Below are 16667 nucleotides of genomic sequence, written 5' to 3'. Positions count from 1 at the left end.
TTACATCGATGTATGACCGCGGCGCGGCGGTGCCGGCGAAGCGGGAGCCACCGTGTTCCCGCCCTCCGCACCGCCACCCGCGGGAAAGGAGTCACATGACCGGCACGCCCGTACCAGTCGGTCGCCCCGGCCTGACCAGGCGCCGCGCGCTGACGGCGGCCCTCGCCTCAGGGGCGGCGGTCCTCGGCGGCGGCGCGCTCAGCGGCTGCGGATCCGCGGCCGCGGCCGACGAGCCGGCCGTCCACCTCTGGGACCTGTTCAGCGGGGCCGACGGCGCCCTCCTCGACGACATGACGCGGGCCGCGCGTCCCGATACGCGGGGGACGCGGATCGAGCGCACCGTCCTGGAGTGGGGCACCCCGTACTACACCAAGCTCGCCATGGCCTCCGCCGGCGGCCGCGGTCCCGACATGGCGGTGGCGCACATGTCGCGCCTCGCCGGGTACGCGCCCACCGGCCTGCTGGACCCGTGGGATCTGGACGTCCTGGCCGAATACGGCGTCAGCCGCGACGACTTCGCCGACGCGGTGTGGTCACGCACGCAGTCCGAGGGCGCGACATACGCGATCCCGCTGGACACCCATCCGTTCATCGTCTTCTTCCACCCCGAACCGGCCGCCGCCGCCGGTCTGCTGGCCAAGGACGGCACCCTGGACGCGGAGGCGTTCAGCTCGCCCGACCGCTTCCTGGCCGCCGGGAGGGAACTGGCCAGGGCCTCGGGCAAGCAGGGCATCGCCTTCGGCTACGTCACCGACACCGCCCAGGGCTGGCGTCTGTTCTACGGCCTGTACCGGCAGACCGGCGGGGCCTTCCGGCTGCCCGAGGGCGGACCGGCCGAAGTCGACGAGGACCGCATGGCCGAGGTCATCGCCTTCATGGCCCGGCTCGTCGACGGCCGCGTCAACCCCGGAGGACTCGACTACGCGGCGGCCATCGCCGCCTTCGCCAACCGCCGGACGGCGATGATCCTGTCGGGCGAGTGGGAACTGGGCACCTTCCGGGCCGCCGACAAGAACGTCCGAGCGGCCTCCTTTCCCACGGTGTTCGGCACGCCCGCCGTCTACGCGGACGCGCACTCCTTCGTCCTGCCGCACCGCCCGCGCCCGGACGCCACGCAGCGCCGCCGCACCCACCAGGCGATGGCGGCGCTGCTGAAGGCCGGCCAGATCTGGGCCACCGCGGGCCACATCCCCGCCTACCGGCCCGTCACCCGCACGAAGGAGTACGCGCGTCTGCGGCCCCAGGCGCACTACGTACAGGCGCAGAGCCATGTCGTGCTCGACCCGGCGGTCTGGTTCGCAGGCGCCGGATCCGACTTCCAGAACGCCATGTCCCAGGTCCTCCAGCAGGCCCTTCTCGACGGCCTCGCCCCCGACCGCGCGGCGCGCGCCATGGTGCGGCGCCTCAACACCTTCCTCTCCAAGCCCAGCCCGGCCTGACCGGCTGCGAACCACCGCGCAGGAGGCACAACGATGTCCTCTCCCCACGCCGCACCCCGCCCCGGGGCCCTGTCAGCGCGCCGGCTGTTCTCCCCCGGCCTGCTCTTCGCACTCCCCTTCCTCGTCCTGTTCGCCGTCTTCCTGCTCTGGCCACTGGGCCAGGGACTGTGGATGAGCCTGACCGACACCTCCCTGTCGGCCCACGCCCCGGCCTTCATCGGCCTCGACAACTTCACCGAGGCCCTGGGAGACGCCGAGATGTGGCGCGCCCTGGGCCACACCGTGTGGTTCACCGCCCTGTCGACCGTCCCGCTCGTCGCCGTGGCGCTCGGCATGGCGCTGCTCGTCCACACCGGTCTGCCCGGCCAGTGGGTGTGGCGGCTGGCGTTCTTCGCCCCCTACCTGCTGCCCGTCGGCGTCGTCAGTCTGCTGTGGATCTGGCTGTACCAGCCCGACCTCGGCCTGTACAACCATCTGCTCGACGCGCTCGGCCTCGGCCGCGTGGCCTGGCTCAGCGACGAGTCGGTGGCCATGGGGGCGATCGCCCTGACCACGCTGTGGTGGACCGTCGGCTTCAACTTCCTGCTCTACCTGGCCGCGTTGCAGTCGGTCCCCGACCATCTGTACGAGGCGGCCGCCATCGACGGCGCCGGGGCCTGGCGGCGGCTGTGGTCGATCACACTGCCCCAGCTCAGCCGTATCACCGTCGTCATCACCGTGCTGCAGATCCTGGCCTCGCTGAAGGTCTTCGACCAGGTCTATCTGCTCACCAAGGGCGGCCCCGACAACTCCACCCGCCCGGTCGTCGAGTACGTCTACGACGTCGGCTTCACCGGCTACCGGCTCGGCTACGCCTCGGCGATCAGCTACATCTTCTTCGCCCTGGTCATCCTCGCCTCCGCCGCCCAGTACGCCGCCCTCCGCCGCCGGGAGAAGTGACATGACCTCCACCGACCTGCCCGTCCGCGACGCCTCCGGCCCCGCCACGCACGCACCGCACGTGCCGCACACCGGACGGGTGACGGCGGTCCGGCGCCGCGCGCCCCGTCCCGGAACACACCTCACCCTCGGCGACGGCCGGACCTCGCGCGTGCTCGCCCTTGCCGCCCTCGCGGTCATGGCCCTGGTGTGGCTGCTGCCCATGGCCTGGGCGCTGCTGACCGCCTTCAAGTCCGAGCAGGACGCGAGCGATCCCCTCCGCTGGTTCCTGCCCGCCCATGGCTTCACGCTCCAGGGCTTCAGCACCGTCTGGGAGCGCGGCGACCTGCCGCTGTGGATGCTCAACAGCCTCCTCATCTCGGCCGCCGTCACCGTGATCACGGTGCTGGTCTCCGCGATGGCCGGATACGCCTTCTCCCGTACGCTGTTCGCCGGGCGCAGGTGGCTGTTCGCCGTCACCGTGGCGGCCGTACTCGTACCGCCGCAGATCCTCATCGTGCCGTGGTTCCAGCAGATGCTCAGCCTGCGTCTGCTCGACACGTACGCGGCGGTGATCCTGCCGCAGACCGTGGCGCCGGTGATGGTGTTCATCCTGAAGAAGCACTTCGACTCGCTGCCGCACGAGTTGGAGGAAGCCGCCCGGATCGACGGCGCGGGCCACTGGCGGATCTTCTGGTCGGTGCTGCTGCCGCTGTCCCGGCCGATGCTCGCCGCCGTGTCGATCTTCGTGTTCATCGGGGCGTGGAACAACTTCCTGTGGCCCTTCATCTCCACCTCCGACCCCGCCCTGATGACCCTGCCCGTGGGCATCACGTCGGTGAAGGACGCCTACGGCATCCAGTACGCCCAGTCGATGGCGTCGGCCGTCCTGGCCGCGCTGCCGCTCGTCGTGGTCTTCATGTTCTTCCAGCGGCACATCGTCAAGTCCGTGGCCACGACGGGGCTCGGCGGCCAGTGAACAGACGGCCCGGGGCGGCCAACCGCCTTTGCGTCCCGCGCCGTTGACACCTCCGCACGCCTTCCCTACGGTGCCCGACAGGGATTTACATCGATGCAAGGAGCCGGCCCATGCGTACGAAGTCCCGCCCGGCCCGTCGTGCGGCACTCGTCGCCGTACTCCTGGCCCTCCTGCTCGGCTTCGTCTCCGTCCCGCCGGCCGTCGCCGCGAGCCCGGCCCCGGCCGCCGGAGGCCCGGCCCCGGCCGCCGCGGGCACCACCTTCCGCAATCCGCTCAACTCGGGGCCCGACCCGTTCACGACGTACTGGAAGGGGGCGTACTACCTGACCTCCACCCAGGGCAACAGCATCCGGATGTGGCGCTCGCCCTCGCTGGGCACCCTGCTCCCCGCCGCCCCGGTGACGGTGTGGACGGACAACGACACCTCACGCGACCGCAACATCTGGGCGCCGGAGTTCTACCGCTTCGGCGACCGCTGGTACCTCTACTACACCGCCGACGACGGCACCGACGAACACCACCGGCTGTACGTCCTGGAGTCCGAACGCGACGACCCGGCCGGCCCGTACCGCTTCAAGGCCAGGCTCACCCCGCCCAACCACGTCGACGACTTCGCGATCGACCCGAGCGTGTTCCAGCACGACGGCCGCCTCTATCTCGCCTACAGCGGTCTCAATCCCTACCAGCACAACGGTCTCAACATCGCTCCGATGTCGAACCCCTACACCGTCTCCGGCGACGCGGTCGCCCTCGACGCCGCCGGTGGCTGCCCCGAGGTCCGCGAGGGGCCGGAGTTCCTCAACCGCAACGGCCGTACGTGGATGACGTACTCCACGTGCGACACGGGCAAGCCGGACTACCAGGTCTGGATGATGTCCCTGCCGGACGGCGCCGACCCGCTCGTGCCCCGCGCCTGGACCCAGCACTCCGGGCCGGTGTTCTCCCGCGCCGACGACCGCGGCGTCTACGGGCCGGGCCATCACGCCTTCTTCCGCTCGCCCGACGGCACCGAGGACTGGATCGTCTACCACGCCAGGACGACCTCCACGAATACGTATTCCGACCGCACCACCCGCGCCCAGAAGATCAGCTGGAACGCCGACGGCAGCCCGGACCTCGGCCGTCCGCTCGCCCTGGGCGCGACACAGGACCTGCCCTCCGGCGACCCGGGATCCGGCGGCCACTGGATCAACGACGACGGCCGCTCCAGCGGCGACGGCACCGTCGCCTACACGGGCGCCTGGAACTCCGGCACCGGCTGCGCCACTCAGTGCTTCTGGGGCGACGACCACTGGAGCGACCGGGCCGGCAACACCGCGACCCTCACCTTCACCGGCACCCGCGTCGCCCTGCTGTCCGTCCGTGACACCGGCAACGGCATCGCGGCCCTGAGCGTCGACGGGGGCGCCGAGCAGCGCGTCGACCTCTACGGCGCGATCCGGACCGGCGAGAGCGTCCAGTACCTCAGCCCCCGCCTCCCGCACGGCCGCCACACCCTGCGCGTGCGGGTGACCGGCGAGCACAACGCCGCGTCCCAGGGCGCGTTCGTGAGCGTGGACCGGGCGGAGGTGTACGCCGATTGACCCGTCGCGGACGCCGTACGGGCCCGCGGAGTGCCGGGGCGCCGGGAAGCGCCGGGGCGCCACCGCCGGGCCCGGTCACTCGTCGATCCCGGAGCGCTCGGCGCCCGCGACGATGTGACGCTGCAGCAGCAGGAAGACCACGAGCAGGGGCACGATCGAGACGGCGGCGGCGATGAAGAGTTCGTGGAGGTTGACGGTCTGGGCGGTGGTGAACGTGGCGAGTACGACCTGTACGGTCCAGGCGTCGCGGTCCTGGCCGATCACCAGCGGCCACAGGAACGAGTTCCAGGAGCCGATGAAGACGATCGCGCCGACCGCGGCGAAGACCGGCCGTGTGGTGGGCACGACGATCCGCCAGTACGTGCGCCAGTGGCCGAGCCCGTCCACCCGGGCCGCGTCCTCCAACTCGCGTGGGAAACCGAGGAAGTACTGGCGGAAGAGGAAGACCGCGAAGGCGCTGAAGAGGGTCGGGACGATCAGTCCGCGCAGGGTGGAGATCCAGCCGAGCGAGGAGACCAGGACGAAGCTCGGGACGAAGGTGACGGCGGACGGGATCATGAGCGTGACCAGGAACGCGTAGAAGACGTGGTTCGCGTAGGGGTATGCGATGCGGGCCAGGCCGTATCCGGCCAGTGAGGCGAGCAGCAGGGTGCCGGTGGTGGTGAGGACGGCGATCACGGCGGAGTTCCACAGGGCGTGCGGCATGGGGACGCTGCTGTCGTCGAACAGTTCCCGGAGATTGTCCCAGTGGAGGCTGTCCGGGAAGAACGTCCAGCCGGTCCCGGTGATGTCCGCTTCCGTGGCCAGTCCGTTGCGTACCAGCAGGTAGAACGGGATGAGGAAGAGCCCGGCGAGCGCGATGAGGAGGACGAGCCGCAGCCCGCGGGCGAACCGCTGGAGGCCTTGGTTCGTCGCGTACGCCGCCGGGCCGCCGGCCGGGTGTCGTGGCATGGGTCAGTCCTCCCGGCGTCCGAGGCCGAACCAGCGTGCCTGTACCACCGTCACAACGGCGATGATCAGTGCGAGGATCACGGCGCCCGCGCTGCCGAGCCCCAGATTCTGCCCTTGGCCCAGCGCTGCGTAGTACAGGTAGACCAGGGGCGGCCTGGCGTAGGGCGGGTAACCGCCCGAGGTGGACAGCAGGTTGTAGAACTCGTCGAAGGCCTGGAAGGCGTTGACCACCAGGAGCAGGACGACGGCGACGGAGGTCGCGCGCAGTTGCGGGAAGGTGATGTGCCGGAAGACCTGCCAGCCGGGACGGGCCCCGTCGACCGCGGCGGCCTCGTAGAGGGCGGGCGGGATGCGCTGCAGCCCGGCCAGCAGGATCACCATGTAGAAGCCGGCCTGGAGCCACAGCCGCACGGTCACGATGACCAGCCAGTACCACGGCGGTCGGGTGGTCGACAGCCAGGCGATGCCGGAGCCGCCGAACCAGTCCAGCACCGTGTTCGCCAGCCCGTACCGCACGCCGTTGAAGACCGACAGCTTCCAGATGATCGCGGCGACGACGTAGGAGCAGGCGGTCGGCAGGAAGAAGACCGACCGGAAGAACGCCTGGGCGAAGCGGAGCCGGTGCACCATCAGCGCGAGCGAGAGCGAGAGGGCGTATGTCGCCGGGACGATGAAAAGGGAGAAGACGGCGAAGGTGGTGAGGCTGGAGGTGAAGGAGGGGTCGCCGAGGATTTCGGTGTAGTTGTCCAGGCCCACGAACTCGGTCGGGGTCACCGTGTTGTGGGCGTCGTAGAAGCTCAGCCACACGCTCCACGCCAACGGTACGTAGGTGAAGAGTGCGAGCCCGAGGGCGAAGGGGCCGACGAAGACCCAGAACCATACGTAGCGGTTCTGGGGTCCGCGCAGGCGCCGCCCCCACGAGCCGCCGGTCCGGTGAGTTGTCCGGGCACCTGTCCGGGGGGAGGTCCCGGCGGCTGTCCGGGGGGAGGTCGAGGTGGATGTCCTGGTGTCTATGACCGCACCCGCTTCAACTCGGCCCGTGTCGTGGCGATGACCGCCCTGAGCTGTGCTTCCGGGTCGGCGCCGTCGGTGATGATCCGGCTCAGGGCGTCCTGGTAGGCGGTCTGGCTCTTCTCGGTCCACAGCAGGGGCTGTGCGTATCCGTGGTCGGTCGTGAACCGGACGGCGTCGGCCGCCGCGCCCTTGGAGAGCCCGGCCGCCTTCTTCGCCAGCGAGATCCGGGCGGGGATGTGGAAGCCGTAGGAGAGCGCGAAGTCCTCCTGATAATCGGTGCGTTCGACCCACAGCCACTTCACGTACGCCTTCGCGGCGTCGATGTCGGCGCTGTGCGTACTGACGGCCGCGCCGTAGGCGCCGACCGGGACCGACGGCCTGCCCCGCGGGCCGTCCTGGGGGAAGGGCAGCACACCGAAGTCGTCGCCCAGCGCCTTCTGGATCTGCGGCAGGGCCCAGAGCCCCGTCCACTGTATGGCGGTCAGCCCCTGGACGAACGCGGACGGATCGGACCAGTCGGTGGGAGCGCCGAGGAGGAGGGAGCCGTCCGCGTGGAACTGGTGCAGTTTGCCGAGGGTCCTGGCGGCCTGCGGGTCGTCGAAGCCGACTTCTCCGCCGGCGGTGACGGGTTCCAGGCCCGCGGCGCGCAGCGGGGTGGCGCCGAGGACGCCGGCGCCGCCGTCGTTGCCGAGGAACAGGCCCTTGACGTCCTTCGTCGTCAACGCCTTCGCGGCGTCGATCAGTTCGTCGAGGGTCCGAGGCGGCCGGACACCGGCTCTGTCCAGCAGACTCCTGCGGTAGTAGAGCATCTGCATGTCGATGACCTGCGGGATGCCGTACACCTTGCCCTGGTACGTCTTGGGCGCGAGCACCGCGGGATGGAGATCGTCCCGTACGCCCTCCAGCAGGCCGGTGAGGTCGGCGACCTGACCGCCCCGGATCTGGTCCAGGGTCGGTCCGCCCTCGAAGACGTCCGGCGCGTTCTCGGTCAGCAGTGCCGCGGCTGTCTGCTGGTCGTAGTTCCCCGGCCGCCACTGGACGGTGACGCGCGCCTTCCGGTACGCGGCCGCGTAGCGCTTCACCGCCTGTTCCACGCCGGCCTCGCCGTACTGGTGGTACCACTGATCGAGCGCGGGGCCACCGCCCGCTCCCCCGCCACGGCCGGTGTTGGAGCCGCAGGCGGCGGTCAGTGCGAGGGCACCGGAGACGGCCAGCAGCTGCCGGCGGCTGATGCGAGTGGCGGGGGATGTCGGACGCATGGTTCATCAGTGTGATGCCGCTACGTGTAAGCAGGATTGCCCGCACATGAAACGTCCCACGGGTGCGGACAGGACCTGGGCCTGTCAGCGGTCAACTGCCCCCGGTCAGCGCGCTCGTGAAAGTAGAGCCGAACGGATGACGGCGGATCAGCCCTGGAGCGGAAGCAGCCGGGGTACGGCCCGGACGTAGACCACCATGCCGATCACCTCGACCAGGGTCTGGGTGACCACGACCACCGCGGCGACGGCCAGGCCATCGGGCAACGCCAGGGCGAGGGGGAGGACGACCAGGGAGTTGCGGGTCGCTCCGGTGAACACGATCGCCCGCCCGGCGGGCACGTCGAGGCGGAACGCGCGGGCGACACCGCGCCCGGCGAACGCCATCACGACCAGGAAGAGCACATAGAACGGCACGACACGGGCCACGTCCGTCAGGCTGCCGGCGTCGCCGAGTTTGGGCACCTGCGAGGCGACCACGGTGAACAGGGTGGCGGCCATCAGCGGCACCATCGCCGTGCCCATCGCGTCCGCGGTCTTCTGTCCGGCCGGGCGGCGCGCGGCCCAGGCCTGGGTGAGCCAGGCCAGCGCCAGCGGGATGACGATCAGCACGACGAACGCCTCGACGAACGGTCCGGCCGCCACCACGTCGGCCAGGTCCCGGCCCATGAAGAGGAACAGGTAGCCCGGCAGCAGGACCATCTGGGCGAGCAGGAGCAGCGGGGTGGCCGCGAGCAGGCGCCGGCTGCTGCCCCCGGCGAGCCCGCTGAAGACGATCACGTAGTCGACACAGGGGGCGAGCAGTACCAGCAGCACGCCGAGGCGGACGGCCTGGTCGTCCGGGAGGAAGGCGAACATCGCGGCGACCACCAGCGGCACCACGAGGAAGTTCACCACCAGCGTGGCGGCCAGGAACCGGCCCGCTCTCAGTGAGCGGACCAGCTCCGCGGCGGGCACCTGCAGGAACGTCACGTACAGCAGCGCGGCCAGCACCGGGTTGATGGCGCGCTCCAGGCCGGGCCCCGCGTCGGGTGCGGCCCAGCCCACCAGTCCCCCGGCGGCCAGGGCCCCGACGTAGACGGCGACCTGGTGGCGTTCCATGCCTGCGACCAGGCCGGATGACGACGGCAACGTACGTACTCCTCGCACGGGGGTGGTGAAAAGAACGGTGACCGGGGTGGTCGGCCGGGGCGTGAACGGCTGCGGGATCCGCGTCGCGCTCACGTCGTCGACCGTAGACCGTCGACCTGACCCGGATGTCGAGCGGGGCCCGAACCGCTTTACATGTGACCATATGGTCACCTATTTTGAAGCCGTGACCGACGACGACCGTGTCTTCAAGGCGCTGGCTGATCCGACGCGTCGTTTCCTGCTGGACCTGCTCTTCGTGCGCGACGGCCGCACGCTGACCGAGCTGGAGTCCGAGCTGGAGATGACGCGGTACGGAGCGATGAAACACCTGAAGGTACTGGAGGAAGCAGGACTTGTCGTCACGCGTAAGTCCGGCCGGGAGAAGCTGCACTTCCTGAACCCGGTGCCGATCCGGTTGATCCACGACCGGTGGATCGACAAGTACACCGAGCGTCAGGTGACGGCGCTCACCGAGCTCAAGAACGAGCTGGAGGGGAACACATGACCGTGTCAGCCCAGGAGACCACGACCGTTCAGGTCCACCGGGTCTACATCAGAACGACACCCCAGGCAGTCTGGGACGCGATCACGCGGCCCGGGTGGAGCGAGAGGTACGGCTACCGCTGCGCGTCGGAACTCGACCCGCGGGCCGGCGGTACGTTCCGGGTGCTGGCCAGCGACGAGATGCGCCGCCACGGCGCGCCGGAACAGATCATCGAGGGCGAGATCGTCGAAGCGGACCCGCCGCGCAGACTCGTCCAGACGTACCGGATGCTCTTCTCCCCCGAGCTGGCGGGCGAGCCGTTCACGCGCCTGACCTACGAGATCGAGGAAGAACCGTACGGCGGCGTCACCAGGCTCACCGTGACCCACGACGTCACCGGCGCACCGGCCCACGCGGCCCAGGTCGCGGGAGAGATCAGCGAGACGGGTGGCGGCTGGAGCCTCCTGCTCAGCGACCTCAAGACCCTGCTGGAGACCGGCCGGGCGATGACCAGCTAGCGCCCGCCGCCTGGACCGTATCCGCCACCGGCAATGTTCGCCCCGTCGCGCGACCATTGCCGGTGGCGGCCGGGCCGGTGGAGGAGTTCGCGCAGGGACGGGCCTCCTCGCAGGCACCACAGCGCGATGACCGGGTCACAGATCGCGCAGCCCAGCGACGAGTCGTGGGCGAAGGGGATCAGGGGGCTGCCCTTGAGATGGTGAACCACGTCCCACGCGGTGTGCAGGAGCCAGCCGATACCGATGAAGGTCCACGAGTCCAGGCCGCGGTAGGCGACATAGGCGAGGAGCGCGGTGAACGCGAACTCCCAGCCGCCCGTACCGCCACCGCTGAGGTAGGCGGCCCCCGCTCCGGCGATCATGATCGCGTTGAAGCGCCGCCGGTGCGGTTCGCGGATGAGGGACATCAGCGACACATAGAGGATGCCGATGACGATCGGCATGAGGTACTGCATGAGTGTGCCCTTTCTCGGGGCGGGTGGCGCGACCGGACCGGCGCGGGGACTGCCCATGACGCTAGGTCCGTCTCCGATCACCCCCCAGCGGCATTACCGACAGGTTCCAACGGGTTTCCGCCGCCGCGCCCGCCCCCGGGCCACAACATGCCGTTCGGCGCCGGCAGGGGCGGCCTTCCGGGCGGCGCCGACGACAGTGATGACGACAGAAGCCCGGTATTCCCCCGCATAGAAAATCTATTATGACGAGAGTAGACATCCGGGTGTACCAGGATTAATGTCCTCCTCGTAACCAGCAGTACTGCATGCCCCGCCGGCAGACGGTGTTGCGCCTCCCCCGGGGCTTTGGTGCTACGACGCCAAGGCCCCTCGACGCGTTACCCGATCAGAGGTGCACATGACCGCAGAAAACCCGCTCGGCCGTCTCGACGACGACGATTACCCCGCCTACACCATGGGCCGCGCCGCCGAGATACTCGGCACCACCCCCGCCTTCCTGAGAGCCATCGGCGAAGCCCGCCTCATCACGCCCCTGCGCTCCGAAGGCGGACACCGCCGCTACTCGCGCTATCAGCTGAGAATCGCCGCTCGCGCCCGCGAGCTGGTCGACCAGGGCACGCCCGTCGAAGCCGCGTGCCGCATCGTCATCCTCGAAGACCAGCTCGAAGAAGCCCGGCGCATCAACGAAGAACTGCGCAACTCGCGCGCCACACCCCGCCACACATCCGGCACCTGACCGTCGTCCCGGGAGTGGACGGCACGGACCGCACTCCGTCACCTCACCGGCCGTCGGCCTGCCTCTATCTCTGGTTGGAGGCGGTGATCGTCCTGTGGCCCGATGCCCGCGATCCGCGTGCGACCATAACGTGGGCACATCATGGAACGAACTGACCACCGGTTTCTCCCGGTCCTGCTGCTCGGCGCCCAGGCCGTGGTGTGGCCCGGGTACGCGCTGCTGCGGGGCGCCGCTCCGACGGCCGCGGAACTCCTCGCGGCCGCTCTGGTGGGCGGCCTGGTGGCCGTCGCGCTCGCGGTCCGCCGTACCCGCCCCGTGCCCGTCCTCATCCTGGTCGCCGCCGCCTGCGCGGTCGGCGCGGCGCCGCTGCCCGCGGGCGCGGTGGCCGTGCTCGGCACCGCCGGAGTCGCGCTGGCCCTGTTCACGGTGGCCGTCGAACGGGACACCACCACCGCGCTGCTGTGCGTGGCGACACTCGCGGTCTGGCAGCTCGTGCACGGTCTCAGCCTGCACGGTCTCGGTGGCGGCCAGGGCCTCGATCTCGTCCTCACCGCGCTGCTCTACGCGGCCGCCACCGGTACGGGGCTGTCCCTGCGGCGGCTGCGGGCCGCCCGGCGAGCCGCCGAACGGCGTCTGCACCAGGCGGAGGACGAGCGGCACCGGCTCCCGGCGGCGGAACGGCGCCGGATGGAAAGGGAGTTGCACGACGTCAGCGCCCACCACCTCACCGCGGTGGTCGTGACCGTCGAGGCGGCGCTCGGACTGCGCGACCGCCGGCCCGAACTGGTCGACGAGGCAGTGGAGTTCGCCGCCGAGACCGGCCGCGAGGTGACCCGGGCACTGAGCGCGGTGCGGGCCCCGACGCCCACACCGGAGGACCTCCCGGCGCCGGAGGAGCGGCTGCGGGAACTGGTGGCCGGCTTCCGCGCTCTCGGGCAGCCGGTGACCTGCCGGACCGAGGCCCTGCCGGACGGCTCCGTCGGCGACGCCGCGTACGGCATCGTCCGCGAGGCACTGACCAACGTGGTCCGCCACGCCTCCGGCGCCCCCACCACCGTGCGGTGCGCCTACGGCGACGACCACACGGAGATCGTGGTGCGCAACGCGCCGCCTGACGCGTCCGGTGCCGGTACGCCGCGCGGCCAGGGACTCGGGGGCGGGAACGGCCAGAACTTCCTGCGCGGCCGGGCGCGGGAGGCGGGCGGCACGCTCACCAGCGGGCCGACACCGGACGGGGGGTGGGAGGTGCGCGCGGTACTGCCGGGGCGGAACAGGACGGCGCCGTCGGCCTCCGTCCCGCGTACGTACCGCCTCGCCCAGTTCACCGCCGCCGCGGGGCTGTGCCTCCAGCCGCTGCTGCCGTTCCTCGTCATCCGGGAGAGTACGACGCCCATCGGGCCGGGGGTCTCCCCCGGTGCGCTGTTCGCGCTGCTCGCCACGGCGCAGGTGCTCACGCTGCTGTGGCTGCGGCAGGCTCCGCGGATCGCGCTGAGTGTGCTGCTGGTCCTCGCCGGACTCTGGCCGGCGGCGATGGCCGTGAGCGGATACGCGGGGCCGGTGCTCCTGCCGCCGGGGCTGAGCATGATCCCCACCTGTGTGGCGCTCGCCATGCCGGCGGTCAGTTCCTCGGAGGCCGGCCCGGGAGTTCCCTCCGGGGAGGCCGCGGAGGGGGCGACGGCACTTCCGCGCCGGGCCACGGGCGTGACCGTGCGGCGCCGGGCCGTACCGGTCGTGGCCGCTGTCGTCCACACCGCCGCGGTGATCGCCGCCGTACTGGCCCGCGATGCCGCCACGCCTGCCTGGGCTGTCGTCGGGGCCTCGACCGCCATGACGGCGTCGGCCGCCGCCGCCTGGTCCGTGGGCACCTGGTACGGGAAGCGCGGGCGGGCCGAGCGGGACACGCACCAGGACCGTCTCGCGGCGTGGACCGAGGAGGCCGTCCGGGACGCGTGGGCCGAACGCCGCCGCATCACCGTCGGGCTGGAGACCACCGTGCTGGCACGCACGGCCGAAGTGGTCGAGGAGGCGGAGGCGGGCCGGCTCGCGCAGACGGCGGAACGGGCTCGCGACGCCCTGACCGCCATGCGGTCCCTGCTCGAAACGGTCCGTGCCGGAGAACAGCACGCCGAACTCCGTCCGCAGCCCACGCTCCAGGCACTCGACCTGCTCGTCGGCCAGTGCCGGGCCACCGGCCGCCAGGTGGAGGTGCGGCTCACCGACCGGGTGCCGAAGGCGCTGCCCGCGGAGGTGGACATCGCCGCCTACCGCGCCGCCGAGACGATTCTGCGGGCGGGCGGTGACGAGCCCGCCGCGCTCGTCCTCGACGCCGAGGACCGCGTCCTGACCCTCACCGCGACCGGCGTGTCCCACGCCACCCGGCTCGCCGCACGCGAGCGGCTGGTGACACGGGCCGCCGCCCTCGGCGGCACCCTGACCACCGAACAGCCGGACACGGTCCTGTTGCGTCTGCCGTTCAGCACCGTCCCGGACGACGGAGCGACGCCCCGGGCCGGTCGCGCCCCGAACGCCGGACGCCCCGATGCCGACACCGACCCGTATCCGCCGCGCCGCACCGAGAGCGCCCCGCTCAGGGGCGACCAGGAGGAACCCCAATGACCCTCACCGTGGTGGTCGTCGACGACCAGGCGGTCGTCCGGGCGGGCTTCGCCGCCGTCATCGACGCCGAGCCCGACATGACGGTCGTCGGCGAGGCCGGAGACGGCGCCGCCGCGGTGACCCTGGCCGACCGGCTCGCGCCCGACGTGATGGTCATGGACGTACGGATGCCCGGACTCGACGGCATCACCGCCACCCGGATCATCACCGGGCGCGACCATCCGCCGCGCGTCCTCGTACTGACCACTTTCGACCTCGACGCCTACGTGTTCGAGACGCTGCGCGCCGGTGCGTCCGGCTTCCTGCTCAAGGACGTGCAGGCGGCCGAACTGCTGCACGGCATCCGGGTCGTGGCCGGCGGAGAGAGTGTCCTCGCCCCGTCGGCCACCCGCCGGCTCATCGGCCATTACGCCGCCGGTCCGCCGGGACCGCGGACCGGACGGGACGCGGCGGCCCTGGACCGGCTGACCGCACGGGAGCGGTTCGTCCTCACCCTGATCGCCTCGGGAATGAACAACGCGGAGATCGCCACCGAACTCGACATCACCGTCGGCACCGTCAAATCCCATGTGAACGCGCTGCTGCGCAAACTCGAGGTGCGTGACCGGGTGCAGGCGACCATCCTCGCGTACGACCTGGGCCTCGCCCGGGTGACCCCGCCCGGCACGCACCTCTGACGTCCGCACAGCCATCCCACGACCGACAGAACAGGTGCGGCCCATGAGCACCACACACAAGGAGACCACCGTCATGACCGAGTCCACGTCGACACACCCGGCCCTGCGCACCGTGCGCCACGCGCTCGGCAGCGTTCTCGCCCGCGTCTATCTCGCCGTGATCGTGGTCCTGGTCATCTGGGCCGTGGTGGTGAGCCTCGGCGACAACCCCGACGCTTCCTTCGCCGGGGTGGTGCCGCTGATCGCCACCGCACCGGTCAGCCTTCTCGTGATCGCGCTGCCGGACCACGCTTCCATGATCTTCATCGCGATCGGTCTCGGCGCCCTGGTCAATGCCGTGCTGATCGGGTGGTGCGCCCGTGCGCTGAGCCAGGGCCGCGGCGGCTCGAAGCCGACCGTCTGAGGGGCGCGGCCCCGGCGTGGGTCCGCCGGATCAGACCGCCGGGGCCGGGTAGGTCGGGTACTCCACCCCTGACACGTGCTGGACGACACGGATGACCTGGCAGGAGTAGCCGAACTCGTTGTCGTACCAGAGGTAGAGGATCGCGTTGTCGCCCTCGACCTTGGTCGCGCCGGCGTCCACGATCGAGGCGTGGCGCGAACCGATGAAGTCGCTCGACACCGCGTCGGGGGCGCTGATGAAGTCGATCTGGCGCTTGAGCGGCGAGTTCAGCGACACGTTGCGGAGGTGGCCGAGGACCTCCTCGCGGTTGGTCTCGCGCGCGAGCCGCAGGCTGAGGATCGCGATCGACACATCCGGCACCGGGACGCGGATCGAGCTGCCGGTGATCCTCGCGTCGAGGTCGGGCAGCGCCTTGGCGACGGCGGAGGCGGCGCCGGTCTCGGTGATGACCATGTTGAGCGGCGCCGACCGGCCGCGGCGGTCGGACTGGTGGTAGTTGTCCAGCAGGTTCTGGTCGTTGGTGAACGAGTGGACGGTCTCCACGTGGCCCCGCAGGACGCCGAATTCGTCCGCCATCGCCTTCAGCGGCGGGACGATCGCGTTGGTGGTGCAGGACGCGCAGGAGAGGATCCGCTCGTCCGGCTTGATCGTCTCGTGGTTGACGCCATGGACGACATTGGGGACGTCGCCCTTGCCGGGCGCGGTCAGGACGACCTTGTCGATGCCGGGGCGGAGGTGCTTCGACAGACCCTCGCGGTCACGCCACCTGCCGGTGTTGTCGATGAGGATGGCGTTCTTGATGCCGTACGCCGTGTAGTCCACGGCCGTCGGGTCGTCGGAGTAGATGACCTTGATCTCGTTGCCGTTGGCGATGATCGTGTCGTTCGCCTCGTCGACGGTGATCGTGCCCTGGAACTGGCCGTGGACGGAGTCGCGGCGCAGCAGTGAGGCGCGCTTGACGATGTCCTGGCCGGCGCCCTTGCGTACGACGATGGCGCGCAGCCGCAGGCCGTTGCCCGAGCCGGTCTTCTCGATGAGCAGGCGGGCGAGGAGGCGGCCGATGCGGCCGAACCCGTAGAGGACGACATCGCGCGGCTCGCGGCGCTCGATCTTGTTCTCGCCGGTGGCGCCGGCGACGGCCTCGGCGGTGAATTCCTCTTCCGAGAGACCGCGGTCGTCGGCCTGGTACGTCGCGGCGAGCATACCGATGTCGATCTGCGAGGGGCCGAGATCGAGCGTGGTGAGAGCGCGCAGGAACGGAAGCGTCTGGGTGACCGAGAGTTCCTCGCCGGCGATCTGCCGGGCGAACCGGTGGGTCTTGAGGATGCTGATCACCGACTTGTTCACCAAGGAGCGGCTGTGCAACAGGACGGTGATGTCCCGCTCCCGGTGCAGCTTCCCGATGATCGGGATCATCGCCTCCGCTATCTCCTCGCGGTGCTTCCAGTTGGTGAACGATTCCTCAGTGACAGTCACAGGTTTATCTTTCGAGCTAGGGGGCGCTCAT

General features: G+C 70.7%; 16 protein-coding genes. 10 read left to right on the top strand and 6 right to left on the bottom strand.

The window, feature by feature from the left end; translation table 11 throughout:
- Nucleotides 1-95: 95 nt before the first annotated feature.
- From CU044_RS20500 to CU044_RS20485, 4 genes are all read left to right on the top strand, one after another.
- Nucleotides 96-1439, top strand: coding sequence for an extracellular solute-binding protein (locus tag CU044_RS20500; RefSeq protein WP_129770171.1), 1344 nt, complete (start codon nt 96-98; stop codon nt 1437-1439).
- 33 nt (nt 1440-1472) lie between these two features.
- Nucleotides 1473-2378 (top strand): sugar ABC transporter permease, encoded by a 906-nt coding sequence (locus CU044_RS20495; RefSeq protein ID WP_129770170.1) that lies wholly within the window; start codon nt 1473-1475, stop codon nt 2376-2378.
- A 1-nt stretch (nt 2379) separates the two neighbouring features.
- Entirely contained in the window at nt 2380-3336 is a 957-nt protein-coding gene (locus CU044_RS20490; protein ID WP_129770169.1) for a carbohydrate ABC transporter permease, read from the top strand.
- Between the two features lie 110 nt (nt 3337-3446).
- Nucleotides 3447-4919, top strand: coding sequence for a glycoside hydrolase family 43 protein (locus CU044_RS20485; RefSeq protein ID WP_129770168.1), 1473 nt, complete (start codon nt 3447-3449; stop codon nt 4917-4919).
- A gap of 75 nt (nt 4920-4994) precedes the next feature.
- Here CU044_RS20485 and CU044_RS20480 read toward each other — a convergent pair whose 3' ends face one another.
- From CU044_RS20480 to CU044_RS20465, 4 genes are all read right to left on the bottom strand, one after another.
- Complete coding sequence (locus tag CU044_RS20480; RefSeq protein ID WP_129770167.1) at nt 4995-5870, bottom strand: carbohydrate ABC transporter permease; 876 nt, start codon at nt 5868-5870, stop codon at nt 4995-4997.
- Nucleotides 5871-5873: 3 nt separating this feature from the next.
- Nucleotides 5874-6776: a sugar ABC transporter permease gene (locus tag CU044_RS20475; protein WP_129770311.1), complete on the bottom strand. Its 903-nt coding sequence runs from the start codon at nt 6774-6776 to the stop codon at nt 5874-5876.
- A 104-nt stretch (nt 6777-6880) separates the two neighbouring features.
- Nucleotides 6881-8143: an extracellular solute-binding protein gene (locus CU044_RS20470; protein WP_193564021.1), complete on the bottom strand. Its 1263-nt coding sequence runs from the start codon at nt 8141-8143 to the stop codon at nt 6881-6883.
- Nucleotides 8144-8290: 147 nt separating this feature from the next.
- A complete protein-coding gene (locus CU044_RS20465) occupies nt 8291-9241 on the bottom strand; it encodes a bile acid:sodium symporter (RefSeq protein ID WP_205124100.1) in 951 nt (316 codons plus the stop codon).
- 214 nt (nt 9242-9455) lie between these two features.
- Between CU044_RS20465 and CU044_RS39660 the strand changes: the two genes are divergently transcribed.
- Together CU044_RS39660 and CU044_RS39655 are read left to right on the top strand one after the other, a co-directional pair.
- A complete protein-coding gene (locus tag CU044_RS39660) occupies nt 9456-9776 on the top strand; it encodes a metalloregulator ArsR/SmtB family transcription factor (protein WP_129770166.1) in 321 nt (106 codons plus the stop codon).
- Nucleotides 9773-10273: an SRPBCC domain-containing protein gene (locus CU044_RS39655; protein ID WP_129770165.1), complete on the top strand. Its 501-nt coding sequence runs from the start codon at nt 9773-9775 to the stop codon at nt 10271-10273. The genes CU044_RS39660 and CU044_RS39655 overlap by 4 nt, the downstream gene beginning before the upstream one ends.
- Here the strand turns inward: CU044_RS39655 and CU044_RS20450 are convergent.
- Nucleotides 10270-10728 carry a DUF6010 family protein gene (locus CU044_RS20450; protein WP_240045732.1) on the bottom strand — a complete coding sequence of 153 codons (459 nt, stop codon included), beginning with the start codon at nt 10726-10728 and terminating at the stop codon, nt 10270-10272. The genes CU044_RS39655 and CU044_RS20450 overlap by 4 nt on opposite strands.
- A gap of 397 nt (nt 10729-11125) precedes the next feature.
- On the opposite strand from CU044_RS20450, the gene CU044_RS20445 reads away from it, so the two are divergent.
- The 4 genes from CU044_RS20445 to CU044_RS20430 all read left to right on the top strand — a co-directional run bounded on the left by CU044_RS20445 (nt 11126) and on the right by CU044_RS20430 (nt 15160).
- Nucleotides 11126-11464, top strand: coding sequence for a MerR family transcriptional regulator (locus CU044_RS20445; RefSeq protein WP_129770164.1), 339 nt, complete (start codon nt 11126-11128; stop codon nt 11462-11464).
- A 141-nt stretch (nt 11465-11605) separates the two neighbouring features.
- The gene (locus CU044_RS20440; RefSeq protein ID WP_129770163.1) at nt 11606-14080 is read left to right on the top strand and encodes a histidine kinase; all 2475 of its coding nucleotides are present in this window, start codon (nt 11606-11608) and stop codon (nt 14078-14080) included.
- Entirely contained in the window at nt 14077-14757 is a 681-nt protein-coding gene (locus CU044_RS20435) for a response regulator transcription factor (RefSeq protein WP_129770162.1), read from the top strand. The genes CU044_RS20440 and CU044_RS20435 overlap by 4 nt, the downstream gene beginning before the upstream one ends.
- A 43-nt stretch (nt 14758-14800) precedes the next feature.
- Complete coding sequence (locus CU044_RS20430; RefSeq protein ID WP_240045731.1) at nt 14801-15160, top strand: hypothetical protein; 360 nt, start codon at nt 14801-14803, stop codon at nt 15158-15160.
- Nucleotides 15161-15190: 30 nt separating this feature from the next.
- Here CU044_RS20430 and CU044_RS20425 read toward each other — a convergent pair whose 3' ends face one another.
- The gene (locus tag CU044_RS20425) at nt 15191-16636 is read right to left on the bottom strand and encodes a glyceraldehyde-3-phosphate dehydrogenase (RefSeq protein WP_129770161.1); all 1446 of its coding nucleotides are present in this window, start codon (nt 16634-16636) and stop codon (nt 15191-15193) included.
- Nucleotides 16637-16667 lie beyond the last annotated feature (31 nt).

Origin of the sequence: Streptomyces sp. L-9-10 (assembly GCF_004151105.1) — a bacterium.
GTDB lineage: Bacteria > Actinomycetota > Actinomycetes > Streptomycetales > Streptomycetaceae > Streptomyces.
Note: the sequence above shows the minus strand (reverse complement) of the source record. Positions and strands in the feature narration are given on the sequence as shown.